This is a genomic window from Leptolyngbya sp. DQ-M1 (assembly GCF_039962505.1).
Taxonomy (GTDB): domain Bacteria; phylum Cyanobacteriota; class Cyanobacteriia; order Leptolyngbyales; family Leptolyngbyaceae; genus Leptolyngbya.
The window spans coordinates 56129-82293 of record NZ_JAMPLJ010000002.1; the positions used below are offsets into that span (position 1 = coordinate 56129).

Sequence of the window (26165 nt, forward strand, 5' to 3'; positions counted from 1 at the left end):
CGCTCTGGGTGCGATAGGATTTAGGGAAACGAAATCGCAGACATTACGCGCTTGAGTCTTCCTGGGAGTTGTGGATATGGGACTGTTTGACCGCATCTGGCGTGCGATTCGCGCCAACCTGAATCATCTAATCTCACAGATGGAAGATCCAGAAAAGATTCTGGAACAGACGGTGATTGATATGCAGGATGACTTGATTCGATTGCGTCAAGCCGTCGCTCAGGCAATCGCCACACAAAAACGCACCGAACGTCAAGCCGCTCAAGCCCGATCGAGCGCAGAAGAATGGTATCGCCGCGCTCAGTTAGCCCTTTCTAAAGGCGATGAACATCTGGCGCGAGAAGCTCTAGCACGACGTAAAAGCTATGTCGAAACAGCTCAGGCGATGGAATCTCAACTGAGCCAGCAGGCTTCGGTGGTAACGCAATTAAAGCAAAATATGCTGAAGCTGGAGAGCAAGATTGCCGAAGCCAAGACGAAAAAGGATATGTATATCGCACGGGCGCGATCGGCAAAAGCGTCTGAGCAACTGAATCAAATGCTGAATAGTGTCGGGACTGGCAGCGCCATAAATGCGTTTGAGCGGATGGAGGAGAAAGTCTTGCAGCTCGAAGCGCGATCGGAAGCGGTGGCAGAACTGGGAAGCGATGATCTCGAAAAGCGGTTTGAGGCGTTGGGGCAAGGCGACGAACTCGATGCAGAACTCGCTGCGATGAAAGAGCAAATCAGCGGAACACTGCCGCCTGCACATCCACCTGTTGATCCGGAGCTTGAGCGATTGCGATCGGAAATTCGCGGTTCATAGCAGGAACCCCCCAACGATTTCAGCCTTTTTATGGCTTAATGAGGGTTAAATTCCTGGAAATCTTATGAAAGATGATTTACTGCGCCGAGAGCAGGCATTCCATGATCAGTGGGCAAGCACGATCGATGTCGATGGCATTCGGGCATCCGATTATTTTGAAGCCTGCACTGCTCCGGAGAATCGATTTATTTTGAGACAGCTTGGAGATGTCCGAGGAAAATTGCTGCTCGATCTCGGTTGTGGCGCAGGTGAGAATAGCGTCTATTTTGCTCGACTGGGAGCACAGTGTATTGCGGCAGATTATTCGCCTGGAATGGTGGATGTGGCGCTGCAACTGGCAGCCCGAAATGGAGTTCAGGTCGAAGGTCGGGTGGTGAATGCGATGGCGATCGACCTTCCCGATAATACGTTCGATATTGTTTACGCCTCGAATTTACTGCATCACATTCCTGATCCGAAAATTACGCTGCGAGAGATGCACCGCATTCTTAAACCCGGTGGAAAGGCTTGTTTTTGGGATCCGTTGCGGCATAATCCGGTGATTAATGTCTATCGACGCCTGGCAACAGAAGTGCGAACCGAAGACGAAACGCCTTTAGATATTGAAATTGTGGATTTTATTCGATCGCTGTATTCCCAAACAAATTACGATACCTTTTGGATTGCAACGCTGTGGATTTTCTTGCAGTTTTATCTAATCGAGCGAGTTAATCCAAACAAAGAGCGCTACTGGAAAAAAATCATTCTGGAGCAAGCGCGATTAGAAAAAACCTATTTGCGGCTTGAGAAGCTCGATCGTGTGTTAAAAAAACTTCCACTCATGAAGCGAATGGCGTGGAATTTGGCAGTGGTCGCAACGAAGTAACGACAAATTCAGATAAGATTGACAATCAGTTTACGGGTGGAGAAGCTCATGAGCGCTCACATGCGTCGATCAATTCTGACTTACAGTTTGCTGAGCGCGATCGCGGTTTTGATGCTGATTCCGCTCGTCTGGTTGGTTAGCACGTCATTCAAGTCGCCGACTGAAGACCTATTTCAATTTCCACCGCAATTTATTCCACAGCAACCGACTCTGGAGAATTTTGTCACCGTTTGGCAGAGCAATCCGTTTGGGCGATATCTGTTTAACAGTACGTTGGTGTCAGCGTTAACGGTTGTATTGAATCTAATATTCTGCTCACTTGCGGCTTATCCATTAGCACGATTAAGTTTTGCAGGTCGAGAAATCATTTTTAGCGCCATCGTCTCGACTATCTTGATTCCATTCCAGATCGTGATGATTCCACTATATGTATTAGCGGTACAGTTAGGATTGCGAAATAGCTATATTGGAATTATCTTTCCGGCGATCGCGTCTGCATTTGGAATCTTCTTGCTGAGACAAGCCTTTCAAGGAGTCCCGAAAGAACTCGAAGAAGCAGCGCGGATGGATGGCTGCTCAGAGCTTGGAATCTGGTGGTATGTGATGCTTCCGTCGATTCGTCCTGCACTGGTAACGCTAGCAATTTTCGTGTTTATCGGGTCATGGAGCGATTTCCTTTGGCCTCTTTTAGTGCTCGATCGACCTGAATTATTCACCTTACCGCTCGGTGTCGCCAATTTAGCGGGAACCTTTACGCTCGATTGGCGCTTGATTGCGGCGGGATCAGTGATCTCGATCGTGCCAATTTTGCTGTTTTTCCTCGTAATGCAGCGCTACATCGTCCCGACCGAAGCCGGAAGCGGTGTAAAAGGATGATAGTTCTAACCGAAACAGTTTGATATATTAGTAAAACACTAGCCCTAATTTGCCTGTGAAACTTGATAACGCTGCCCCTTTTGATGCCAAAACTGCTGCTAAGCAACCCTTTCTAACCGTTATGCGTGAACTTGCCACGACCTATCAAGCTTTTTGCGCCTACGACGAAGCCCACATCCGCGAAACTGGCTTAACATCGCCGCAATTCGATGTGATTTGCACGCTCGGTAATACCTCTGGCATGTTCATGAATCAGCTTGCAGAGAAAACGCTGGTCACGAAAGGAACACTAACGGGAATCATCGATCGCCTAGAGCAGAAAAACTTAGTCCGTCGAGAAGTTCCCCCAGAAAATCGTCGCTGTTTTCTCATCGTTCTGACACCCGAAGGGGAAGCGCTATTTGAGAAAATCTTTCCGGTTCATATCGCCCATCTCAAAGAGCGGTTCGATCGCCTCACTCCCGACGAATTAAACGCAATCAAAACCGCATTACAGCGCTTGAAATCGGTTTTTGCCGATTAATACGATCGCACTTTCTGAAATTCATATGCCCCCAGCAACGCGCCCCAAATCGGTCGTTGAGTTTCTGGATCAATCCCCTTGTCGTAGCTCAAGAAGCGATCGCGCATTGCCTCAAATCCCAGCGCAACTTGAATCGTATTGCCCCCAAGCGAGAACACACATTGCGTATCGGGCGGCGGTGAAGCGATGAAGTGAAGTCCTTGATCGGTCGAATTGACGGCAACCTGTAGCGTACAGCTCGGAAGTAGTTCGATCGCATCCTCGGTCAAACGATCGAGCAATTCCGGTTGTTGTCCGGCTCCCCGGACAGAACTCGGATCTTTGAACTGGTAATACTGCACCTTCAGCCCTCGATCGTCCTCTTGCAGTCGCAATAAGCGCTGTCGGTAGGGTTGATCAAGCTTCAAAACATTAGATTGCTCAGCAAAAATCGCCAAGCTATCTTCAAACAAGTGAACGGGACGCTGCCACAGGCGCAGATGTACAAACCAAGCCGGACTTTCTCTTGCCTGATCTTGGTTATCAAATTCTCCTGCTAGGTATGCCGCCAGAGTTTGAAGCACTTTGATGACTCGATCGCGCTCTATAAAAGTTTCAGATATCTTTCAATTGAAAAACTGTTCAAGTGAACTCATTTCTAAAATTTTTGTGATTTCTACGGGACTGACGGGGCTCGAACCCGCAACTTCCGCCGTGACAGGGCGGTGCTCTAACCAATTGAACTACAGTCCCAGATTTGCTTTCGCGCTGTTTCTTCAGCACGATCTCTATAATGCAGGGTTTTACCAAATTTGTCAAATAAATCACGAAGATTTTTTTCAAAGAAGAAGTTTGATCCCCACACAATCTTCTGACCAATCCTGAATTCCCTTGTTATCACTGAAGTAGGAAGATTGGCAGGTGCTAGGCGGAGCTATGAAACAAGGGAAAGGTGGGTTGCATCCAGCAGTTAAAGTTGCACTCTGTTCGACGGCTTTGACAGCGATCGTAGGAACTATTTTGCTTAAGGTGTTTCCGATCGAGATTTCGATCTCCTCTGGAACCCCGAACACGGTTCCGGTGATCAAGACTGCAAATTCACCCCCTGCCGACTCTGTGACCCCGCCTAAAGTCGAAAAGCCTGATCCTACTGCCCTCGCTGCAAGACAGGGCAATTTGCGGATTCGGAATCAATCCGACCACGCTGTTCGGGTTGCGCTTCTAGCCCGTCAGCCGAAAGAACCAAGCGCGAAGTCTAGCGACCCCCAAAAAGGATTCGCGCTTCCGGCGCATTGGGATTTCGCGCCCCAAGAAGGCAGTGAGTCGGGATTGCTAGTCGCGTTACCGAGCCGATCGATCCAACTCAAACGCGGCGACGTGCTGGTTGCCTTCGCTCAGGATGGCTCACAGCGCTATTGGGGGCCGTTTGTGGTGGGAGAGACAGATCAACCGGATTGGAACGCTCAAGCAGGCGAATGGGAGCTAGCCTTGGATAATTAGACGCGGTACAGGCTCATCACTTCCGACAAGGGCAACCGGGACTGAGCCGCGATCGCTAAGTCTGAAATATGACCCCGATCTAAATGCTCCGATGCTGCACAGCCGATCATTGCGGCATTATCCGTACAAAATTTCATCGGTGGAAACATCACTTTGATGTTGTACGGCGCTGCTGCGGCTTGAAGTTGCTCTCGTAACCCGCGATTTGCCGCCACACCGCCCCCAACCGCGATCGTATTTAGTCCATAATCTCGTGCACAAGCGATCGCCCGTTTCGTTAACGCACGAACGACTGTGGCTTGAAAACTTGCGGCGAGATCTGCGATCGGCAAGGGTTCCCCAGTTGCTTCAAGCCGCTGAGTTAACCGCAACACTGCCGTTTTCAACCCGCTAAAACTCGAATCATAGGGATGAAATCCTCCTTCCGGTCGCGAAATCTGGCCTTCAGGAAGCGCGAATGCTTTTGGATCACCCTCAGCGGCTAGACGATCAATGATCGGGCCTCCCGGATACCCTAGCTTTAATAATCGAGCTACTTTATCAAAGGCTTCTCCAGCCGCATCATCACGGGTTTGACCTAGCACCTCATACCGGCCGCAATCTTTGACGTAAATTAAGCTGGTATGCCCCCCAGATACTAGCAAGCAAAGAAACGGCGGCTCCAAGTCGGGATCGCTCAAATACGAGGCGTAAATATGTCCCTCCAAGTGATGCACTCCGATAAACGGCTTGTCATGCACGATCGACAAAGTTTTCGCCGCCGTCAATCCGACCAAAAGCGCCCCGACTAATCCAGGGGTGCAAGTCCCCGCAATTCCGTCAATTTCCGACCAATCAAGACCCGATTCTGTCAAGCACTGGTCGATCGCTTGATTCACGATTTCGACGTGCTGGCGCGAGGCGACTTCGGGCACAACGCCGCCGTATTGCTGATGAATTGCGATCTGTGACGAAACAACGCTACTCAAAATGTGACGATTTTTTACGATCGCCACCGCAGTTTCGTCACAACTTGTTTCAATTGCTAAGACCGTTGCCATTTGCTGGTAGGTTTTGGGAGTAGGTGACTGTTTACAGTCGCTCAACGAGAATGAGCTAGGCTGGTTTTCTAGTTTAGCGCTCCACTCATCTTGTGCAAAAAATCAACTTTTTGACACAATCCTCCTTTGTAATCCGTCAATAAAGGGAAACAATTCCATGCAACGATTGTTTGCTCTAGTGCTTGCCATTTTCCTTGGGTTTGGCTTTGTCAACGTCCAGCCCGCCCACGCTTATAATCTGACTCCTTGCAGCGAAAACGAAGTGTTTGCCCAACGAATCCAAGATTCGCAAAACGCAACCGCTCGTCGTCGCCTAGAGCTTTACGCAGAACATGGCTTGCTCTGCGGTAAAGACGATGGACTGCCCCACTTGATCACCGATGGCAACCTCAAGCACGTCGGAGAATTCACGCTTCCGGGTCTGCTCTTTCTGTACATCGCAGGTTGGATCGGCTACTCTGGTCGGTCTTACCTGAATGCCGCAAAGAAAGCAGGCAATCCTGAAGAAAAAGAAATCATCATCGATGTGCCTTTGGCAATTAGCTGCGTTTTGCCTGCATTGCTGTGGCCGCTTCTCTCGATCCAGGAACTCCTTGCGGGTACCCTGATCGAGCGTGACGATCGCATTCCTGTAGGTGCTGACTCGCTGCTGCTGAATCGGACTGACAAGCGGAAAATGCCCTCACAGGCACGCTAATTTCTGCGCCTCGCGGTGAAAGCAAATTTTGCACTATCCGCCGCGAGTGCGATCGAAACAGGTCGTCAACTATCCACTTCTGTTTGGAGATTATCTATGGCAAGATATCTTTCCTTGAATGCTCTGTTAGGGGTTGTAACCCTCAGTGTTCTCCTAACCGCATTTATCTTGATTAACTGGGTTGCACCGGACTTGCTGTTCTTGTTCCAGTAAGCCCCAAGTGACTTGAAATGGGCAGTTAGCTCGTTGCTAGAGCAAGTACCTTGTACTCTAGTAGGTGTAGCCAACTGCCCATTCTTGTGTGATGAATCCTGAAGCCGAAATCCGGCGACTGCTCGACGTGATGCCTGCATCCGGTCGGATGTTCGCCAAAATTGTGAGTAAACCCGATCAAAGAGCCGTGATCGACGCTCCCGCACCGCTTCCGTGGACGAGCGATCGACCGATTTACATCAATTTCGATCTGTGGAGTCGATTGTCGCGATCGCAGCGAGATTTGTTAATTCTACGAACCGTGAATTGGAGTCTTGGGATTCGATGGCTCCAACCTTCCCCGATGTTAGGCTTAACTGTATTAGGCGCGATCGGGCTGGGAATCGAATTGGCTCAGCAAGATTTTGTCGGAGTTGCCGCTGCCAGTGGATTAAGTGTGATCGCTCTATTTCAAATCTGGCGCGACAGTAAAAGCTCTCGCGTTGAGCTTGATGCAGATGAGAAAGCAATCAAAATTGCTCAGCGACGCGGATATACAGAAACAGAGGCAGCACAAGCGTTATGTAGCGCGATCGAGTCGGTGGCGCAAAATGAACGGCGGATGTTGAACTTTGTGGAATTACTTCGATGTCAAGCCTTGAGAGCGATCGGCGGACTCTCTCCGGTTGGCATTCCAGACGAACTGCGGCGCGAGTAGATTGCGTGAGCGTTTTACCCAGTTGCCGGGAAATCTATCAATACAAACTCACGCGATTTCTTTTAATCAGGCATTTGCTCTGATTTTGGGTTTTCCGCATACGATGAGTTTGTCGCAGAGATAGCGGACAACTGCGCCGTTCATGACCCACGATCGCACTCGATGTGTCCCTTTATGGCTGAAATGGCAACCCAAACTTCCCCGACTCGGAGTGTCGATGTCAAATTTGATGTCGAACTGCAAAAAGTCACCAAGGTGTACAACGGCGAACCCGCAGTGCGCGGAATCGATTTGAGCATTCGACGCGGTGAGTTTTTTAGCATTTTGGGGCCTTCTGGTTGCGGCAAAACTACAACCCTGCGAATGATTGCGGGATTTGAACAGCCTTCAGCCGGAGATATCTTAATTCGCGATCGCTCGATGCTGAATGTTCCCCCGTACAAGCGTCCTGCAAATACAGTGTTCCAGAGCTATGCACTATTCGGACACATGACCGTCTGGGAGAACATTGCATTCGGGTTAAAGATTCAGCGATGTTCGCGATCGGAGATTCAAGATCGAGTCCGAGACGCGCTCAAATTAGTCAAGCTCGAATCGCTTGCAAATCGATTTCCAGCACAGCTTTCTGGCGGACAACAGCAACGGGTTGCCGTAGCGCGGGCATTAATCAATCGTCCTGCCGTATTGCTGCTCGATGAACCGCTCGGAGCCTTGGATCTGAAATTACGCAAGGAGATGCAGGTCGAACTCTCAACCTTACACCGAGAGCTAGGTATTACCTTTGTGATGGTAACGCACGACCAAGAAGAAGCGCTTTCCTTGTCCGATCGCATTGCCATCATGAATCTGGGCAAAGTCGAGCAGGTTGGTACACCAGAGCAGGTTTACGATCGACCTCAAACCGCTTTCGTTGCAAACTTCATTGGCGATACCAATCTATTGCGCGGCAAAATCGAAGGCGCACATCCTCAAACACTCTGGATCAGAACCGAAACTGGAATCAAGCTCACGGTACAGCAGAGCGCCAATCGGCTTACATCGGGATGGGTGATGGTGAGTGTACGCCCTGAAAAAATTCAGATTGCTTTAGCTCCGGTGGGCGATACAGCGAATTGTTTTGCAGGTCGATTACAGGATGTGATGTACTTGGGAACGCATGTCCATTGTTTTGTGCAGCTAAAGTCGGGCGATCGTATCATTGTTCGCCAGCCTACGTCATTCAGCCTTCCGAGCGCTGATGCTCCCATCTATGTGCATTGGGATGCCGCCGACAGTTTAGCGTTATCCGAATCGTAGGAGGCGCAAATGTCGTATTCTCGCCGTCGATTTTTGAAAACTGCCGCAGCAGGATTCTCTGGGGTTGCACTGTCTAGCTGCGGTTGGACGCTGGCAAAGGTGCAGACCGATCGAGTAATGGCGACTGCCTCCGATGAGCTACACATCTACACTTGGGCAAACTACATCGATCAGGAATTGATTGATGCCTTTCGTGCCAAAACGGGAATCAAAGTCACCTTCGATGTGTTTGACTCTAATGAGATGATGCTGGCAACGTTCCAGGCGGGAAAAGCGGGAATTTACAGCGTGATTTATCCTTCTGACTACAAAGTGACGGAGATGATTCGACTCGGCTATCTTGCTGAGTTGGATCATCTCCGGTTAGAGAGCCTAAACAATCTATTACCTCGATTCCAGAGAACAACACATGATCCGGGAAATCGCTACAGTGTTCCAATGAGTTGGGGAACCACGGGCTTACTCTACAACAGCGAGAAGATTACCAACTCTCTAACCGATTGGAACTATCTTTGGGAGAACAAAGACAAGCTAAAGCGGCGAATTACTTTGATCAATGATGTGCGAGAAGTTTTGGGTGCAACTCTACGATCGCTCGCTTATTCCTACAATTCCAAAAATCCAGCAGAACTGCAAAGAGCCTACGATCGTCTCCAAGAACTAAAGCCCGCGATCGCAACATTCACAACGAATGGCTGGCGCGATCAATTGATTGCAGGTGACTTGTCGATCGCAATGGCATATTCATCGGATGCCCTGCTTGCGATTAGTCAAGAACCCAAGTTGAGATATGTAATTCCTGCCAGCGGCACTTCGATCTGGAGCGATACGATGGTGATTCCGAAAACGGCTCCAAATCCTGATGCAGCTTATGCTTGGATTGAGTTTATGTTAAGACCCGAAGTAGCCGCGAAGGTGACAGAACGATTGTCTTTTGCGACCACGAACCAAGCTGCGATCGCAAAATTACCGGAAGCACTTCGATCGAATCCAGGTATGTTTCCGTCAACCAAGATTATTGATAAATCAGAGTCAATTTTGCCAATGGAGCGGACGGTTTTGGAGGCATACGATCGCTATTGGACAAAGTTAACCAGTAGTTAGTCGTTTGCTGTAGGGTTGTTCGAGCCGAAGTAATATGTGAACAGCTAGTCAATCTACTGTTCTAAATCCTAGAATTAGACCGAGACAGTCGATCTAATACCCGGAGTCGGAATATTATGCTGACGGGTGGAATCCAGATAGAGCAAAGCCAAACTACGAAAAGCACAATGCTTCTTTTGAGGAAGCTGCTACCGTGATGGAAGATGAACTACGCCCTGAGTACGACTCTTCTCAATTCGAAGGGGGTGTAAGAGGTAAGTATGTTGAGCGTTATCGAGCAGGGACAAATTTAGTTCTTCTTGATCCTGATGTCGCTCAAGCATTCCCGACTAAAGATGCTGTAAATGAAGCGTTGCGGTTATTGATGCAAGTTGCTCAGCGTCAGCCAGCTAACAATAATCCCGTTGCATCCGACTGTCTAGAAATGGTTAGTCAGGTTCGAGAAGATGTTAGCGGCGGGTGATTAGGCGTATCAGCAAGTTAGGTTCCGGGGCGCGATCGCAGTTCCTCATCCATAAATGATCGATCGCCCAAAATCTTTAATTTTGGCCCGTACTTGCCAAACTCGACGACGCTGATCGACGCAGCAGGGGCATCAATACGATCGCGGTATCGTCCTAAATCAATTCCTAGCAATCCACAAAGCATGATCCGTATCGTTGCTTTATGTGAGACGACTAGCACATTGCCATCTGAATATTTTGCTTCAATTTCAGCAATCACCAATTCAGAGCGGCTGGCGATTTGAACGGCGGTTTCTCCTCCTGGCGGAGCATTCCAAGCAGGTTCCGTCATCCAGTGAATATAGGTTTCTTGATCATGTTCTTTGACATAATCCTGAGTTTTTCCTTCCCATTCGCCGTATTCAATCTCTCGTAATCCATCTCGCAATTGCATTTCTAATCCGACTGCATCACAGAGCGGTTTTGCTGTTGCGATCGTGCGTTTCATCGGGCTGACATACGCAGCTTTCCAATCGAGCTTGGAGTAAGCTTTGCCGAAGGCGATCGCCATCTGTAAGCCTTCGTCGGTGAGATCAGGATCAAGTGAGCCACAGAAGCCCCCGGTTTGACTGTAGGTGGTTTCTCCATGACGCAGAAAATAAAGCGTTAAAGCCATAGGAATCGAAGAAGTTTAGGAGAGCGTTGAACTTTCTCAGGTTGCAACAATTGAACAGAACTTACATCAGTGATTTGGGGCAATGAATTGAACAAGGCTCTCCCGGCGGACAGACTTTGAGCGGCGGAACGTTCCAAATGGTTTGGGTGTATTCGTGAATAGCGCGATCGGATGAGAATTTACCCATCCGCGCTGTGTTCAAGATCGACATCCGTACCCAGTGGTCTTGATTACGAAACGCTTCGCCCACTCGCTCTTGAGCTTCGACATACGATCGGTAGTCTGCCAGAAGCATAAAGGGATCTGGTGACCATAGTGAGTCAATGAGCGGCTTGAACAGTGTAGAATCGCCCTTCGAGAAAAAGCCCGACGCAATTTGATCGATCGCCTGCTTCAATTCCGGGTTCTCGTTGTAATACTTCATCGGTTGATAGCCTTCTGCTTTGAGAACTGCTACTTCTGAGGCGGTTAGCCCGAATAGGAAGAAATTTTCTGCACCGACTTCTTCCCGGATTTCGATGTTTGCGCCGTCGAGCGTTCCGATCGTCAGTGCCCCATTCATCGAGAATTTCATATTTCCGGTTCCCGATGCTTCTTTTCCGGCGGTTGAAATCTGCTCAGACAAATCGGCAGCCGGATAGACTCGTTGAGCGAATTTGACGTTGTAGTCCTTGAGGAAAACGACTTTGATTCGTCCTCGCACGTCTGGATCGGTGTTGATTACATCCGCGATCGAGTTAATTAATTTAATAATCAACTTCGCCATCTTGTAGCCGGGTGCAGCTTTACCGCCAAAAATAAAGGTGCGTGGAGTCACTTCTAGATCAGGATTTGCTTTGATGCGATTATATAAAGTAATAATGTGCAATACATTCAAATGCTGACGCTTGTATTCATGGAAACGCTTCGATTGAATGTCAAAAATTGAGTTTACATCGACTTCAATCTCATTCTCACGCTGAATATAGTTTGCAAGATCCTGCTTAATCGCTTGCTTAATTTGCTTCCATTCATCGCGGAACTGCGGATCATCAACAAACTGTTCTAGCTTGCGGAGTTCGTTGAGATTCTTAATCCAGTTTTCACCGATTTTACTGGTAATCAGGTGTGAGAGCCTGGGATTGCTCAGCACCATAAATCGTCTGGGCGTAACTCCATTCGTTTTATTGTTAAACCGCTCCGGATACATCTCAGCAAAGTCGCGCAGCACATCTTGCTTGAGAAGCTGAGTATGCAATTCAGCCACCCCATTGATCGAATAACTGCCAACGGTTGCCAAATTCGCCATTCGCACATATCGCTCCCCCGATTCATCAATCAAAGACATCCGCCGAATGCGATCGAGATCATTCGGGAATTTCTGCCGTACTTCATCTAAGAATCGCGCGTTGATGTCATAAATAATTTCTAGATGTCGCGGCAGCAATGACCCAAACAGACCGATCGACCAGCGCTCCAAGGCTTCAGGCAACAGCGTATGATTCGTGTAGGCAAACGTATTGCGGGTAACGTGCCAAGCAACATCCCACTCCAAGCCATGCACATCAATCAACAATCGCATTAATTCAGCAACCGCGATCGCTGGATGCGTGTCGTTCAACTGAAACGTGAAGTATTCGTGCAGCGTTTCGATCGGCATTCTTCTTTGTTCATGATGAGTCCGGATCACATCTTGCAGCGAACAAGACACGAAAAAGAACTGCTGCTCTAACCGCAATTGTTTTCCTTGGACTTGCTCATCGTTTGGATAAAGCACCTTTGACAAGTTCTCGGAAGCCATTTTGCTGCCCACTGCACCGTAGTAGTTCCCGGAGTTAAACGCTGCGAAGTCAAAAGACTCGACCGCTTGGGCTGACCAGAGCCGTAAGGTGTTTGCAGTGTCCGTTTTGTAGCCGAGAATCGGTGTATCGTAGGGAACTCCCTTTAAGACACGATTGGGAATCCATCTGACACGGTTGCGCCCCTGCTCATCGGTGTAGCGCTCAGTCCATCCACCGAGTTGAATTTCGACTGCCCATTCTGGTCGCGCTAGTTCCCAGGGATTGCCGTTTTTGAGCCATTTGTCGGTAATTTCAACTTGCCAGCCGTCGCGGATATCCTGATCAAAAATGCCAAACTCATAGCGAATTCCGTAGCCGATCGCGGGAATTTCTAATGTCGCCATCGAATCGAGATAACACGCCGCTAATCGTCCCAAACCGCCATTGCCTAATCCCGGTTCTTCTTCTTGCGCCAGCAGTTCATCAAAATTCAATCCCAACTCTTGCGTTGCTTGCCGCATTTGATCATAGATATCTAAGTTGATCAAATTGTTGCCCAGATGCGGCCCCAACAAGAATTCTGCCGAGAGATAGCACACTTGGCGCGGCTGTACTTTTGTGTAGGTTTGTGTGGTAATTAGCCAGCTTCTGAGTAAGCGATCGCGTACCGTATAGGCTAACGCCATGTAGTAATCATTCAGCGCCGCGATTTCTGGAAACTTCCCTTGGACATAAAACAAGTTATTCAGAACTGATCGTTTGAGCGTGTCCACATCGAGTCCGGTGCGATCGTCGCGAAGTAGCTCGTCTGTAGTGGGAAGTTGAATCTCTTCGGCTTGCATAAGTTTGGCGCGGTAATAGAACGATCGGATAAAAAATTAGTTTTACAAGAAATGACAGACTGCCGATACGGTAGCAAAAAAAGCTATTGTTCAAACCATAAATCATCCTTAAGTCGGAGCAGTTAGGTAAGCCGCCCAATTCACAATCAACCCCAGTTCACAATCAGTCCCAATTCACAATCAGCAAAGTTTGAACTTAGAGATTTATTCCACGGTTGCGAAAGTAGTGGACAATGAACTTGCCAGCTAAAACTTTGACGTGAGAAAAGAGAGCTACTGGAATGACCCTTAACACCGTGACAACACAGCCGTTTTCCGATCAAAAGCCTGGAACTTCTGGCTTGCGGAAACTCGTAACGGTCTTTCAACAACCCCACTATCTTGAAAATTTCGTTCAGGCGATCTTCGATAGCATTGGTGATTTTGCCGGACAGACACTGGTCTTGGGGGGCGATGGTCGCTTTTATAACCGTCAAGCGATTCAAATTATCTTAAAAATGGCGGCTGCGAATGGATTTGGAAGAGTGAAAGTCGGTCAGGGCGGAATTCTTTCAACGCCTGCGACTTCTGCTGTAATCCGCAAATACAATGCGTTCGGCGGCATCATTCTCTCAGCCAGCCACAATCCTGGCGGAGCGGATGGCGATTTTGGAATTAAGTACAACATTGGAAATGGCGGCCCTGCTCCAGAGAAAGTTACTGAAGCAATTTACGATCGCAGTAAAACCATCACCGAATACAAAATCTTCGACGCTCCGGATGTCAATTTAGATATCCTTGGAACCACTCAACTGGAAAAAATGACCGTTGAAGTGATTGATTCAGTGATTGATTATGCAGCACTGATGGAATCGCTGTTTGATTTCGATCGCATCCGCCAATTGTTCACGGGCGGAAAGTTTCGGATGTGCATGGATTCGCTTCATGCAGTGACGGGATCTTATGCTCACGCGATTTTCGAGCAGCGTTTAGGCGCACCCAAAGGAACCGTGCAAAATGGCACGCCACTTGAAGATTTTGGCGGGGGACATCCTGATCCAAACTTGGTGTACGCGCATGATTTGGTCGAAGTGATGTTCGGAGAGAATGCACCGGATTTCGGGGCGGCTTCGGATGGAGATGGCGATCGCAATATGATTTTGGGTCGTCGCTTTTTTGTCACACCGAGCGATAGTTTGGCGGTTCTAGCGGCAAATGCCACCTTAGTTCCGGGATATCGGAACGGAATCGCGGGAATTGCCCGATCGATGCCCACTTCGCAAGCGCCCGATCGCGTGGCGGAAAAACTCGGAGTCGATTGCTATGAAACGCCGACCGGATGGAAGTTTTTCGGGAATTTGCTCGATGCGGGTAAAGTTACACTCTGTGGCGAAGAAAGTTTTGGTACCGGATCGAATCACATTCGCGAAAAAGACGGATTGTGGGCGGTATTGTTCTGGTTAAATATTTTGGCAGTGAAGCAGCAATCGGTTGAAGAATTGATGCGTGAACACTGGCGGACTTATGGACGAAACTACTATTCTCGTCATGATTATGAAGCTATCGACAGCGATCGAGCGAACACATTAATTACTCAACTGCGAGACAAATTGCCAACGCTAAAAGGTCAGAAATTTGGCAGTTATGAAGTCGCCTACAGTGATGACTTTAGCTACACAGACCCGATCGATGGCAGTGTGAGCCAGAAACAAGGGGTTCGGATTGGCTTTACCGATGGTTCGCGGATTGTGTTCCGACTGTCGGGAACGGGAACTCAGGGCGCAACCTTGCGACTGTATGTAGAGCGGTATGAGGCTGATCCAGCAAAACACAATGCTGATCCACAAGATGCACTCTCGGACTTGATTCGGATTGCGGATTCGGTGGCTCAGATTAAGTCCTTGACTGGAATGGACAAGCCGACAGTGATTACCTGATCGTTGACCCGATCGATCTTCGCCCCCTAAATCCCCTATGAATGGGGGACTTTGAAGATCAGAGAATTTCTTCAGTTTGGGGAATTTCTCCTTTCTCTTAGTCCCCCACTTGTGGGGGATTTAGGGGGCTAGAAAGAATCCAAACGCAGCGACAAAAACCCCAATGTCGCCCAAACGCAATTCTTCTCTACCCGATATGACTCGTCGCATTCTCGCCCCCCTTGCAAGCCTGCTTCTCACGCTCACAACTGCGATCGCACCTGCACAAAGTCTTACAGTTCCGATTGCCACCTCCGAAGCTCGAATTCGTCAGCGACAGGAACAATTAAACCTCATCACACCCGCAGCTTACGATTTGACGCGCTACCCAGTTGTAGACTCTAACGAAACTCACTGGCGCAAACTGCTCTGGGCAACGGCAGTGATTGAGCCGCAAGATACTTACATCCGAGAGACGATCGCCCAAATTCTCACCCTCACACCACAAAATCTCACACCTGCTCAAGCCCGTACCGTCGAAATGGCGCTACAGGTCGGGACACAGCTTTATCTCAGCAAGCCGACTCCGAACTTACAGCAACAATTCATTCAAACGATCGCCCAAAGTTCCAATCCCCGATGGGTTGCGATGTCTCTGTCTGCACTGGCAAAATCAGGCACGAGTGTAACAGAGCAACAACAGTTAATTAATTTCATTGCACAACGCTTTCCACGCTGGTCTGAGAATGTAAGCCTTTACACAACAATTACAGAACTCACAACACCGACGCGCACACCACCGATTGGAGATTTACTCGCCTGGACGATCGTTCCAAATCAACAGCAGCTTTATGTTTTTTGTAATCGCGATCGTTCTCAATTGTGTTCCGCTTTTCTCAAAGATCAGCGAGGGCGATTTGTGCGGGAAAATGGGCGACTGTGGACGATGCCATTGTTAACGCGATCGCTGCATAATCTCTCCTGGAATTTCTCACGCGGCTACACTCCGCAAGGTATTTACCGCATCGAAGGAACGATTCCACAACCTGATACAGATTTCTTTCGTGCCTATGGCTTTTATTCCTTAGTCCAGCTATTTGCGCCGCTTGAACCCGGAGTCAAAGAATTCATTCCCGGACGCAAAGGAACACTAGCTGGAAAGCTGGATGGATATAACGCATTACTGCCTCCAAGCTGGCGCAGCTATTTTCCAATTCAAGCAAGTTACTGGGCGGGAATGGCTGGACGCAACTTGTTTAGAATTCACGGAAGCGGAGAAAATCCAAGCTTCTTTACCAACAATCAGCGCTACCCGCAAAGTCGCGGCTGGAATCCTGCGATCGGCTGTCTTTCTGCACTGGAACTCTACGACAGCAACGGACGACTGCGATCGGCTCATATGCCCGGATTGTTAAATAAGCTCGGAGCAAAACCAACCGGATATCTAATTGTTGTAGAATCACCCAACACCCCTGCTGCGATTTCTGCTCAGATTGAAGCCCTTTCCCGTTGAGCTTATGCGTATCTTTAATGCTTTAACATTAGTTCGACGAAATTCTTCGCTTCGTTTCGGTCGTCTTCTGCCCCCTAAATCCCCCATGAATGGGGGACTTCAAGCCCGTTCTACTTCAAAGTCCCCCATTCATGGGGGACTTAGGGGGCTACCCAGATTCAACACCGTAGCGAATCCTTTCTGTACTACTCTCCTCTCCCTTGCTGTCATCGCTGGAACGGCTCAAGTCTCAGTCGCTCAATCTGCCGCAGACTATCGCCAACGAGGAATTCAGTACCGCAATCAAGAACAATTCGAGAGCGCGATCGCAGCCTTTGAAAAAGCCGTTGAACTCGATCCCAAAAACCTTGCAGGTCGGATTGGTCTAGGTTGGACATTGCACTTGGCGAATCGTCGCCCAGAAGCAATTGGTATGCTACAAAGTGCGATTCTCTACAATCCATTCAACATTGAGACCTTTAATGCGCTGGGGATTGCCTATCTGGTAAATGGCGATCTTTCTCAGGCTGTAGCGACACACACTTGGGCAACCATGCTCAATCCAAACAATGAAATCCCTTACTACAATCTGAGCTTATCTTATGAGAGATTAGCAATGTATGATTGGTCGATCGAATGTGCGAAACGCGCTGCTGAACTAGAACCAAACAATCCGCACCCTTGGATTGCACTCGCTATTGCTTATCAAGGTCAGGGCGATAAAGTCTCTGCTCAACAGATTTTTCAGCAAGCGATTACTGTTGATCCGAGATATGGCGATCGTAGCTCTCTCACCTATCTTGCCAGAGCAGGCTTTACCTCAGAGCAAATCAAAACTGCCCAGCAACTTCTTGCAGCCAAGTAACTATGCAATTTACCTACCACACACCACAACACACCGATGAGATCAAGCAATTAGGCAAGATTCTAACCCAATGTTTTAATGCTCTTCCATCTGATGAAGCTGCTTACCTCAATCGGATCGGCATCGAGAACACTCGAATCTTACGCATCAATGACCAAATTGGGGGTGGATTGGGCTTACTGCATCTAGGACAGTGGTACAACGGTGCAAACATTCCAATGGTGGGCGTGGCTGCCGTTGGTATTGCACCGGAATATCGCGGCAAAGGAACAGCGATCGCGCTCCTGCAATCCGTTCTGCAAGAACTCCATACCAAAGAAACGCCAATCTCAGTCTTATTCTCGGCGGCTCAACCTTTGTATCGTAAAGCGGGTTACGAACAGGCGGGAACGCTTTGTCATTGGGAAGTTTCAACGGCGAGTATTCAGAGCAAACAACATACATTAGAGGTGCGATCGCTTAGCTTAGACTCTGAGATGTTTGCTGAACTGTACAATCAGCAAGCTTGCTTGAATCAAGGATTTCTCGATCGCAATACTGTGATGTGGGAAATGATCAAGCATTCTGAGTCCCCAATGTATGCGTATCAGTTTGAGAACGAAGGGTATGTCATTTTTCAACAGAAGCAGGATTGTTTGATCATCAGAGATTGGGTGTTACTCACGGCGGCGGCTGTCAGACAGTTCTGGACATTCTTATCAAATCACCTATCCCAGATCGATCGCGTTGAATGGAAGAGTGCTCCAGTTGATGCTCTGAGCTTATGTTTACCGGATCAAACAGCAAAAGTTAAATGGATAAAGCCCTGGATGCTCCGAATTGTTCATCTACAAAGAGCGCTAGAACTGCGAAACTATCCAAACATCAACGCTGAACTTCATTTAGACATTCAAGATGCGATGTTGCCCAACAATCAAGGTAAGTTCATTCTGAGCGTGGAGAATGGTCGCGGGACTGTAACATCCGGTGGACGCGGAGAACTACAGCTTGAGATCCGATCGCTCTCACCGCTCTACACCGGACTATTCTCCGCAGAACAGTTAGCGTTGACATCACTTCTCACGGGAACACCCGAAGCAATTCAAACTGCGACTCAAATCTTTGCCAGCCCTACACCGTGGATGCCAGATTTCTTTTAGCGTTTCCGCAGAATGGTAGGATTAACCACGTAGTTTGTCTTTGCTGCCGTTATGTCTTCTGCGATCGAGCTTCGTGTCACCGATACCCACCATGATTTAGTGATCCAGCGTCCGGCTGGAGGTGTCTCGCTGCAAGGTCGAATTCGCATTCCCGGAGACAAATCGATTTCGCATCGTGCCTTGATGTTGGGAGCATTGGCGCAAGGAGAAACTATCATTCGAGGCTTGTTGTTAGGCGAAGATCCGCGCAGTACAGCCGAATGTTTTCGCGCAATGGGAGCGGAAATTTCGGAGTTGAACACCGAAGAAGTCCGGGTGAAAGGGATCGGATTGGGCAATCTGATTGAACCCGTAGATGTTCTGAATGCAGGAAATTCTGGGACAACTTTACGATTAATGCTCGGAATTCTGGCATCTCATCCCGATCGCTTCTTCACTGTCACCGGAGATAGTTCACTACGATCTCGCCCGATGTCCCGCGTGGTCAAACCCCTTCAGCAAATGGGCGCACAAATTTGGGGACGCAAACAAAATTCGCTTGCACCGTTAGCAATTCAGGGACAAGCCTTAAAACCGATTCACTATCATTCGCCGATCGCCTCTGCTCAGGTGAAATCCTGCATTCTTTTAGCAGGACTCATGACCGACGGACAAACCACAGTGACAGAGCCAGCTTTATCGCGGGATCACAGTGAGCGAATGTTACGGGCATTTGGAGCCGATCTGACAGTTGATCCTGAAACAAATAGTGTGACTGTGACCGGACAGGCAAAGCTTACCGGACAAACTGTGATTGTTCCGGGGGATATTAGTTCGGCTGCATTTTGGCTGGTCGCGGGTGCGATCGTGCCCGATTCTGATTTGACGATCGAGAATGTGGGCATCAATCCCACCCGCACCGGAGTTCTGGAAATTTTGGAACGCATGGGAGCGGATATTACGATCGAAAATTCCCGCGAAGTCGCAGGCGAACCTGTAGCAGATCTGCGGGTGCGTCACAGCAAATTGAAAGCTTGTGAAATCTCTGGCAACGTGATTCCGAGATTGATTGATGAAATTCCCATTCTTGCGGTCGCTGCGGTGTTTGCTGAAGGAACCACGATCGTTAAAGATGCTGAAGAACTGCGGGTAAAAGAAAGCGATCGCATCACCGTCATGGCAACTCAACTGAATCAAATGGGTGCATCGGTTCGCGAACTTCCCGATGGCATGGAAATCACTGGAGGAACCGCGCTGAAGGGAACCGAAGTCGATAGTCATACTGATCATCGAATTGCGATGAGTTTAGCGATCGCGGCTTTGAATGCTGCTGGTACAACCACGATTCACCGAGCAGAAGCGGCGGCGATTTCTTATCCTGACTTCACGGCAACGCTGCAACAAGCGATCGCACGATGAATTTTGAAATTATTGGCGAAATTGATGACATTGAAACCATTGCAAACGGAAAAGGAATTCGAGACCTTGCTCGACTGCGGAAACAGTAGGGCAAGGCGAAGTGGCGAAAATTAAAAGGAACAGCGATGATTAGGTTAGAGAGCGGAGATGTTCGTCTAGCTGAGCTACATTGGTATGAAGCGCATGGAATTGGACGCAAGGAAATAAAACGTAAACGCTACTTGGATTAGAACCATGCAAGAAGAAACACCAAAATTTGCAATTTGCATTAAAAACGAAGGTTATCCAGCCTCTTTAGAGCCTCATAAGCTGTATCGCATTGTTCCAGACGCGAGTGCGACCAGAGACGATGATATTCGGATTATTGACGAGAGCGGAGAAGACTATTTGTATCCTGCAAGCTATTTTTTAGAGATTGATTTGCCAAGCACAACAAAAGATATCCTTCTGAAGATGGTCTAAGAAACGGTAATTTTTTGCACTCCACTTGCAATTCCAATCGTTGTTTGATTATCGTCTGAGTAGCGCAACCTTGGTGAACCTCATGTCTACTCAACGGCATCAACACGCGATCGTGATCGGTGGCAGTATGGCTGGACTGCTTGCGGCTCGTGTTTTATCGGAACAGTTTGAGCGGGTGACGATCGTCGATCGCGATCAGCTTCCTCTCAGCGCAGAACCGCGTCGGGGTGTTCCACAATCCGTTCAGCCTCATGTGCTATTTTCCAAAGGCTACCAAATTCTAGAAGAATTGTTTCCGGGCATTGGAGAAACACTTGCGGCTCGTGGTGCAGTTGAATTTGATTGGGGCAAGGATTTTCTGTACTTTCAAAAAGGCAACTGGACACCCACAACAGAGACACCGATCGGGCTAAAATCTTACACTTGTACTCGCCCACTGCTTGAAAGTACAGTTCGACAACGAGTCAGCAGTCTTCCGAATGTTGAGCTTTTACAAAATCAGCGAGTAATTGGATTGTGGGGCAATGCGACTTCGATTCAGGGCATCAAACTGCAACAAGGAAGTCTATCGGCTCAGCTAGTGGTAGATGCGAGTGGTCGGAGTACCCACTTGCCGGAGTGGTTGCAAGATCTGGGTTTGACTCCGCCGCCGATGACCGTCGTTGATCCTGGATTGGGCTATGCAACTCGTCGTTACCGCATTCCTGCTGAGGCTCTACCGGATGCAAAGATTGTCTTGATTAGTCAAGAAGCTCCAGATCAACCGCGTTTGGGATACTTAGCACAGGTAGAAGCGGATCAATGGATTGCAACTTTGGGTGGTTATGGGCGGGACTATCCACCTCTCAACGATCAAGGCTTTGTGAAATTTGCTCAAACTTTGTCTGACTCTGCGTTTTACCAAGCGATCGTTCATGCAGAGCCGCTTTCTGAAATTCAGGCACATCGAGCTACGGTCAATCGACTGTATCACTACGAGAACACTAAACTACCGGATGGTTTAATTGCGCTTGGAGATGCTGTGTGTGCGCTCTGTCCGATTTATGGTCAAGGAATGACAGTTAGTGCGATGTCGTCGCTGGTATTGCGTCGCTGGCTTCAGCGATCGCGAAACTCAACGTTCAAAGGCATGAGTTTTCAGAAGCAGCTCGCCCGGAGTAATGCGTTTCCTTGGTCAATTGCGACGGGTTCCGATTCTAAGTTCTCGACGACGAAGGGCGCGATTCCTCCAAGTTGGGCAGGAGAATTGTTTCAAGCTTATGCCGATCGACTTGCTGTTCGCGCTCAAAACGATGTTGACCTGCACCTACAATTTCTGCAAATCGGGCATATGTTAAAGTCTCCCGGTCTGTTGTTTCATCCTCAATTGATACTGAAAGCATTATTGTAGGTTTAGATGCAGCTTAGAAGAATAAGCTTCTCCGGTATAAACCATGATTGTAATAATCTGAAAGTCGATCGCGCTTGCTTCTCCTGGTTTTGCTCCAGTTCCCGCATTTACCGGATAAGCTGGAAAGCAAGCCCCGCTTAAACTCAAGCGAATTGCACTCCCTTTCGGAATGCAAATACAGGTGGGCTGCAATGGGATTTGACATAGGGAAAGTTCAGGACGATCGCTGCTCAAATATCCTTGTGTAAAGTTCATTACACTACCATTCGGTTTGACTTCAGACAATACAGCACATAGATCAAAGCTGAGTGAATTAGAACTTGCATAAACCTCAACAATACTCTCACCGATTAAATGCAAATCAGCTTCTAAGGGTGCAGTTGTGTAGGTGAGGACATCACTGCGAGCATCAATGCTAGAACGATCGAACGATCCACAAGGATAAGCCACATGACCGCCCAAAGCCGGAACAGGTCGCCACGGATCATGCACGATCACATCGATCGCAGCTTCGGAAACTTGATCCTTTAACTGTCCGTCGCGATCGTCCATTCCCGCCAATCCAGTGCTACACAGATGCAGTGTGGTTTGATTGCTCCTGGGAAATTTAGAGAACGATCGCCACTTATTGCTCCCCATTTCAAACAATTGCACAGGTGAATCGTTTAGCTCTTTATCTTTGAGCCAATGATCAAACCAGCGAATCTGAGCGCGATCGCAAAAACTCACGGCATTCGCGCCATAGTCGATCGCTCCAACTTTGCGACCCCAAGGTAAGTGCGCCCACACTCCAACAATCAAATGCGCTTGCTTCGAGGATAGATACGATCGCAAGGTTCCCCGCATGTAAGTATCAAACCAACCTCCGATGTAGAGCATTGGAATATCAATTGCGCTCACATCAACGGTTAATTTCTGCCAATAAGAATCAGTTGGCTCAGAACGATCGAGCCAAGTTTGATAGTAAGCATCATAGTGAGCAAACTTCTGCATCAACTCTGGACGGGCGGGAATACGATCGCTCAACGGCAGATTTTTTGCGGCTCTAGATAGCTCTAAAAATGCGGATTCATCTCCCTTGAGTCGCGCTGTTTCTGCTGCCAGTTGAATTGCCCAACCTAAGTTCGCAAACAGACAAAATGCGCCATTCTCATAGGCCCAGTCGTGATACACATCTGGAGCTAACATTGCTGGACAAATAGCTTTCAGTGCTTCCGGGCGGTTTACTGCGGCATAGAGTTGTGTCATTCCCTGATAAGAGAAGCCGTACATTCCAACCTTGCCGTTACTGCGGGGCAAACTTGCCGCCCAATTTACCGTCTCGAAACCGTCCTCAATTTCGTTCTCAAACAGCTTAAATTCGCCTTCTGACGTGCCTCTCCCCCGCACATCTTGAATCACTACAATATAGCCTTGGGAGGCGTACCAAACGGGATGTGCATAAACGACCGTGGATGCGATCGCTCGCCCATACGGCTGCCGCATTAACAACACCGGAAACGTTCCTTCTGCATCTGGATAGTACACATCAGCATCAAGGCGGACGCGAACACTTTGTGAAGTGGAGCTACCGCGCGTGTACATCGAAACGGATTGCTTCGGCAAAACCTTCATCAATCGAACCTGTTGATTACTCTATCCATACGATAATTGGGGAACAGGTGAACGCCGCAACACCGCTAGATCTTCTTCATCCAGTTCAGCAGGTGTGCCGCTGCGAATTAGTTCTGCAAAATCTTCGTTCGGAATCATGATACACAAGGCGTACAGTCGCTCAGATCCCGTATTGCAAACTTCGTGAATTCCGGTCGGAGGCACAAGCAAACTATCGCCCGCTCGAATTGGCACTTCTTTCCCGTCACAAATCGCGATCCCTTCGCCTTTAAGCACAAAGAACATCTCGACCGCCAGTTGATGCCGGTTCGGTGGCGTTTTTCCACCCACATCAAAGATCTCAACACAAAGCGTTAGAGAAAAATTCGCGATCGCCGGATCAAACACGATCGCGAGACGATTGGTATCGTTTGGACTGATCCGATACGCCTGATACTCGGTCGGGGATTTGACGACTGGAATAACACAAGACTCTTCCATCGAATCATCCTCAGCGTGAAGGTTATTTGTAATTTATAGTTCGCAATCCGTAATTTCTGTTTATTTATTACGGATTACGAACTATAAATCGCTACTGCACTTGAGGAAGGTTGCCATTGCTAAACCAGACGGTACTCTGAGTTCCATCGGTACTTGTCCAGCGAATATCAGAGAAACCATCGCCGTTGTAGTCGCCGATCGTCGGTTGAAATCCGGCCGACTGAGTGGCGATCGGCGATATCTTTAGCGCTGTTCCAGAGAGCCACACCTGATTAACTCCGCTGCTGGGATTGCGAACGAGAAAATCAGTCTTGCCATTGCCATCAAAATCAGCCGTCTTGATGACAAAATCGCGACTGCGACCGGGAAGCGAAAACTGGAACGACAGTGGCTGCAAGTCGGTTGACCAGACCCAGAGCTGATTTTGTCCAGTCAGGCGATCGCGCCAAAATACATCGCTGCGCCCGTCACCATTAAAATCGATAATTTCTGCGCTCGAAGTGGGAGACTTGGAGCGAGTGCTTTCGACTTTAATGGCTAAAGTTTCCAGATCAATCGTGGCAACGGCATTCTCTCCGGTTAGAGGATTACGCAGAAACAAATCGGTTTGCTGATCGTTGTTAAAATCTGCGATCGCGATTTCCCAACCTGCACCAATCTCACCGCTGGATTGCTTAACGCGCTGAGTGCCATTCATCAGCCAAATGTTGTAGTCTCCGGTGGTGGAGTTGTACCAAAAGAAATCGCTTTTGCCGTTGGCATCAAAATCTCCGATCGTTTCTGTCCAATTGCCTTGTAAGGTTTCGAGACAGGATTTGGCTTGAATCGAAGTGCCATTGATTAACCAAACTTCGGTGCCTCCGGTTTTTGTGTTGCGCCAAACTAAATCTGTTTTGCGATCGCCGTTAAAATCGCCGAATTTCGAGGGTTGCCAATCACGAGAATTCGCAGGAAAAGAGCTTGAACCGAGCGATCGTAGCCCATCAATCAATGTAATTTGTGAGACACCCGTATTCGGATTGAAACTAAAGATATCCGTGCGACCATCAGCATTAAAATCAGGAATTTTTAGAGGATTTAAAGTATTAGGAATCGCCATACTGCATTCTCTTATAGGAAACTGCGACACCTCAATATGTCTGCATTCTAAAATTTCTGCAACAAGAGAGTGGTTTCATAGACATATAGCACTATGGCGATTAACCTGTCGATACCGAGGTTAGGCTATCTTAATCCCGTTCAAAAGCTGGATCGAATGACTCACGAATCCGAAACATTGCTTTACGTTATACAGCGTTGCTTGCAGGCAGAACTCTGGAGAGGTGGTAGCGGTGCAGTCTTCGAGCAAGATGCAGTCATATCCGAGAAAATTCGCATCTTGTAGAGTTGCCATCACACACTGATCCGCATTTACACCAGCGAAAAACAGCGTCGTTTTCCCCGAATTTCGCAGAATACTATCCAGAGGAGTATCCCAAAATCCGCTCATGCGATATTTGTCGATTTTGATGTCCGCGTCGATCGGTTTGAGTTCATCGACGATCGCGGCTGCCCAACTATCCTTTTCCAGCACCGGAGCCTGATTGTTCGGCAGGGGATCACCGAGTCCGACTCCGGTTCCACTAGGGTTGTACACATGACGAGTCGCGGGACTAATGTTGAGCAAATCCGGGCGATTTCCCCAATTGATCCAAACGATCGACATCCCAACTTGGCGCAAAATTGGAAGCAATTGTTGAATCGGCACAATGGGCGATCGAGCCGGAGTGACATCGACTCCGATATGCGAGAGCCAGCCATCCGGGTGACAAAAATCGTTCTGCATATCAACGATCAACAATGCGGATTTTGTCAGATCAAGCCGTAGTGTTTTCGTTGCGGTTTGAAGTGTAATCGGCTGGGGTGGAAGTGGAGGTCGCGTCAGATCGGCGATCGATTCATCGACATACCAGGCATTCGGAGGGACACCAAGCGGGTGCAGGGATGGGTTCATAAGGTGGGGAACTCTGATTACAAATCGTTCTTCTATAGGTACTACAACAGTTTTATATCAAGCTGTTTATCAGAGCACGAATTTAAAGAGCAACATCATTTGCTGTAGGTTCGATTGGCTG

General features: G+C 48.5%; 25 protein-coding genes, 1 tRNA gene and 1 pseudogene. 18 read left to right on the forward strand and 9 right to left on the reverse strand.

Translation table 11 applies throughout. The features are described 5' to 3' along the window. Positions 1–76 precede the first annotated feature (76 nt). The 4 genes from NC981_RS06280 (at position 77) to NC981_RS06295 (ending at position 3069) form a co-directional block, all read left to right on the forward strand. The gene (locus NC981_RS06280; RefSeq protein ID WP_190379607.1) at positions 77–805 is read left to right on the forward strand and encodes a PspA/IM30 family protein; all 729 of its coding nucleotides are present in this window, start codon (positions 77–79) and stop codon (positions 803–805) included. A gap of 64 nt (positions 806–869) precedes the next feature. Continuing rightward, a complete protein-coding gene (locus tag NC981_RS06285; RefSeq protein WP_348242092.1) occupies positions 870–1670 on the forward strand; it encodes a class I SAM-dependent methyltransferase in 801 nt (266 codons plus the stop codon). 48 nt (positions 1671–1718) lie between these two features. Beyond that, on the forward strand, positions 1719–2546 hold the full coding sequence (locus NC981_RS06290) for a carbohydrate ABC transporter permease (protein ID WP_190379609.1): 828 nt from the start codon (positions 1719–1721) through the stop codon (positions 2544–2546). A gap of 121 nt (positions 2547–2667) precedes the next feature. Next, positions 2668–3069 (forward strand): MarR family transcriptional regulator, encoded by a 402-nt coding sequence (locus tag NC981_RS06295; RefSeq protein ID WP_190379947.1) that lies wholly within the window; start codon positions 2668–2670, stop codon positions 3067–3069. On the opposite strand, the gene NC981_RS06300 is transcribed toward NC981_RS06295, so the two are convergent. Both NC981_RS06300 and NC981_RS06305 read right to left on the reverse strand, forming a co-directional pair. After that, positions 3066–3632: a chromophore lyase CpcT/CpeT gene (locus NC981_RS06300; protein WP_348242093.1), complete on the reverse strand. Its 567-nt coding sequence runs from the start codon at positions 3630–3632 to the stop codon at positions 3066–3068. The genes NC981_RS06295 and NC981_RS06300 overlap by 4 nt on opposite strands. 95 nt (positions 3633–3727) lie before the next feature. Then, positions 3728–3801, reverse strand: a tRNA-Asp gene (locus NC981_RS06305). A gap of 183 nt (positions 3802–3984) precedes the next feature. Here NC981_RS06305 and NC981_RS06310 point away from each other — a divergent pair. After that, on the forward strand, positions 3985–4548 hold the full coding sequence (locus NC981_RS06310; RefSeq protein ID WP_348242094.1) for a hypothetical protein: 564 nt from the start codon (positions 3985–3987) through the stop codon (positions 4546–4548). On the opposite strand, the gene tsaD is transcribed toward NC981_RS06310, so the two are convergent. Then, entirely contained in the window at positions 4545–5588 is a 1044-nt protein-coding gene (gene tsaD, locus NC981_RS06315) for a tRNA (adenosine(37)-N6)-threonylcarbamoyltransferase complex transferase subunit TsaD (RefSeq protein WP_348242095.1), read from the reverse strand. The two genes, NC981_RS06310 and tsaD, sit on opposite strands and share 4 nt — an antisense overlap. Before the next feature lie 157 nt (positions 5589–5745). On the opposite strand from tsaD, the gene NC981_RS06320 reads away from it, so the two are divergent. From NC981_RS06320 to NC981_RS06340, 5 genes are all read left to right on the forward strand, one after another. Then, positions 5746–6285, forward strand: a complete 540-nt coding sequence (locus tag NC981_RS06320) for a Photosystem I reaction center subunit III (protein WP_348242096.1) — start codon at positions 5746–5748, stop codon at positions 6283–6285. A 304-nt stretch (positions 6286–6589) separates the two neighbouring features. Further along, a complete protein-coding gene (locus tag NC981_RS06325) occupies positions 6590–7195 on the forward strand; it encodes a DUF3318 domain-containing protein (protein WP_348242097.1) in 606 nt (201 codons plus the stop codon). Between the two features lie 183 nt (positions 7196–7378). After that, positions 7379–8491, forward strand: coding sequence for an ABC transporter ATP-binding protein (locus NC981_RS06330; RefSeq protein ID WP_348242641.1), 1113 nt, complete (start codon positions 7379–7381; stop codon positions 8489–8491). Positions 8492–8500: 9 nt separating this feature from the next. After that, positions 8501–9595, forward strand: a complete 1095-nt coding sequence (locus tag NC981_RS06335; RefSeq protein WP_348242098.1) for a spermidine/putrescine ABC transporter substrate-binding protein — start codon at positions 8501–8503, stop codon at positions 9593–9595. Positions 9596–9791: 196 nt separating this feature from the next. Continuing rightward, positions 9792–10058 carry a hypothetical protein gene (locus NC981_RS06340; protein WP_348242099.1) on the forward strand — a complete coding sequence of 89 codons (267 nt, stop codon included), beginning with the start codon at positions 9792–9794 and terminating at the stop codon, positions 10056–10058. 17 nt (positions 10059–10075) lie between these two features. On the opposite strand, the gene NC981_RS06345 is transcribed toward NC981_RS06340, so the two are convergent. Then, positions 10076–10714 (reverse strand): histidine phosphatase family protein, encoded by a 639-nt coding sequence (locus tag NC981_RS06345; protein WP_348242100.1) that lies wholly within the window; start codon positions 10712–10714, stop codon positions 10076–10078. A 61-nt stretch (positions 10715–10775) separates the two neighbouring features. Further along, on the reverse strand, positions 10776–13316 hold the full coding sequence (locus NC981_RS06350; RefSeq protein ID WP_348242101.1) for a glycogen/starch/alpha-glucan phosphorylase: 2541 nt from the start codon (positions 13314–13316) through the stop codon (positions 10776–10778). A 281-nt stretch (positions 13317–13597) separates the two neighbouring features. Here NC981_RS06350 and NC981_RS06355 point away from each other — a divergent pair, with 281 nt between their 5' ends. From NC981_RS06355 to NC981_RS06390, 8 genes and pseudogenes are all read left to right on the forward strand, one after another. Then, entirely contained in the window at positions 13598–15232 is a 1635-nt protein-coding gene (locus NC981_RS06355) for an alpha-D-glucose phosphate-specific phosphoglucomutase (RefSeq protein WP_348242102.1), read from the forward strand. Between the two features lie 163 nt (positions 15233–15395). Then, positions 15396–16724, forward strand: coding sequence for a hypothetical protein (locus NC981_RS06360; RefSeq protein ID WP_348242103.1), 1329 nt, complete (start codon positions 15396–15398; stop codon positions 16722–16724). Positions 16725–16809: 85 nt separating this feature from the next. Further along, entirely contained in the window at positions 16810–17568 is a 759-nt protein-coding gene (locus tag NC981_RS06365; protein ID WP_348242104.1) for a tetratricopeptide repeat protein, read from the forward strand. 2 nt (positions 17569–17570) lie between these two features. After that, positions 17571–18707: a GNAT family N-acetyltransferase gene (locus NC981_RS06370; RefSeq protein WP_348242105.1), complete on the forward strand. Its 1137-nt coding sequence runs from the start codon at positions 17571–17573 to the stop codon at positions 18705–18707. 51 nt (positions 18708–18758) lie between these two features. Further along, positions 18759–20105 (forward strand): 3-phosphoshikimate 1-carboxyvinyltransferase, encoded by a 1347-nt coding sequence (gene aroA, locus NC981_RS06375; RefSeq protein WP_348242106.1) that lies wholly within the window; start codon positions 18759–18761, stop codon positions 20103–20105. Next, positions 20102–20335, forward strand: a pseudogene (locus NC981_RS06380) (hypothetical protein). The gene aroA and the pseudogene NC981_RS06380 overlap by 4 nt, the downstream one beginning before the upstream one ends. 4 nt (positions 20336–20339) lie before the next feature. Then, the gene (locus tag NC981_RS06385; RefSeq protein WP_348242107.1) at positions 20340–20567 is read left to right on the forward strand and encodes a hypothetical protein; all 228 of its coding nucleotides are present in this window, start codon (positions 20340–20342) and stop codon (positions 20565–20567) included. An 82-nt stretch (positions 20568–20649) separates the two neighbouring features. Further along, entirely contained in the window at positions 20650–21957 is a 1308-nt protein-coding gene (locus NC981_RS06390) for a monooxygenase (protein ID WP_348242108.1), read from the forward strand. Here the strand turns inward: NC981_RS06390 and NC981_RS06395 are convergent. The 4 genes from NC981_RS06395 to NC981_RS06410 form a co-directional block, all read right to left on the reverse strand. Then, a complete protein-coding gene (locus NC981_RS06395; RefSeq protein ID WP_348242109.1) occupies positions 21949–23571 on the reverse strand; it encodes a CocE/NonD family hydrolase in 1623 nt (540 codons plus the stop codon). The genes NC981_RS06390 and NC981_RS06395 overlap by 9 nt on opposite strands. A 21-nt stretch (positions 23572–23592) precedes the next feature. After that, a complete protein-coding gene (locus NC981_RS06400) occupies positions 23593–24051 on the reverse strand; it encodes a cupin domain-containing protein (RefSeq protein ID WP_348242110.1) in 459 nt (152 codons plus the stop codon). 91 nt (positions 24052–24142) lie between these two features. Next, a complete protein-coding gene (locus tag NC981_RS06405) occupies positions 24143–25150 on the reverse strand; it encodes a VCBS repeat-containing protein (protein ID WP_348242111.1) in 1008 nt (335 codons plus the stop codon). A gap of 120 nt (positions 25151–25270) precedes the next feature. Next, the gene (locus tag NC981_RS06410) at positions 25271–26044 is read right to left on the reverse strand and encodes an isochorismatase family cysteine hydrolase (protein ID WP_348242112.1); all 774 of its coding nucleotides are present in this window, start codon (positions 26042–26044) and stop codon (positions 25271–25273) included. Between the last annotated feature and the right edge of the window lie 121 nt (positions 26045–26165).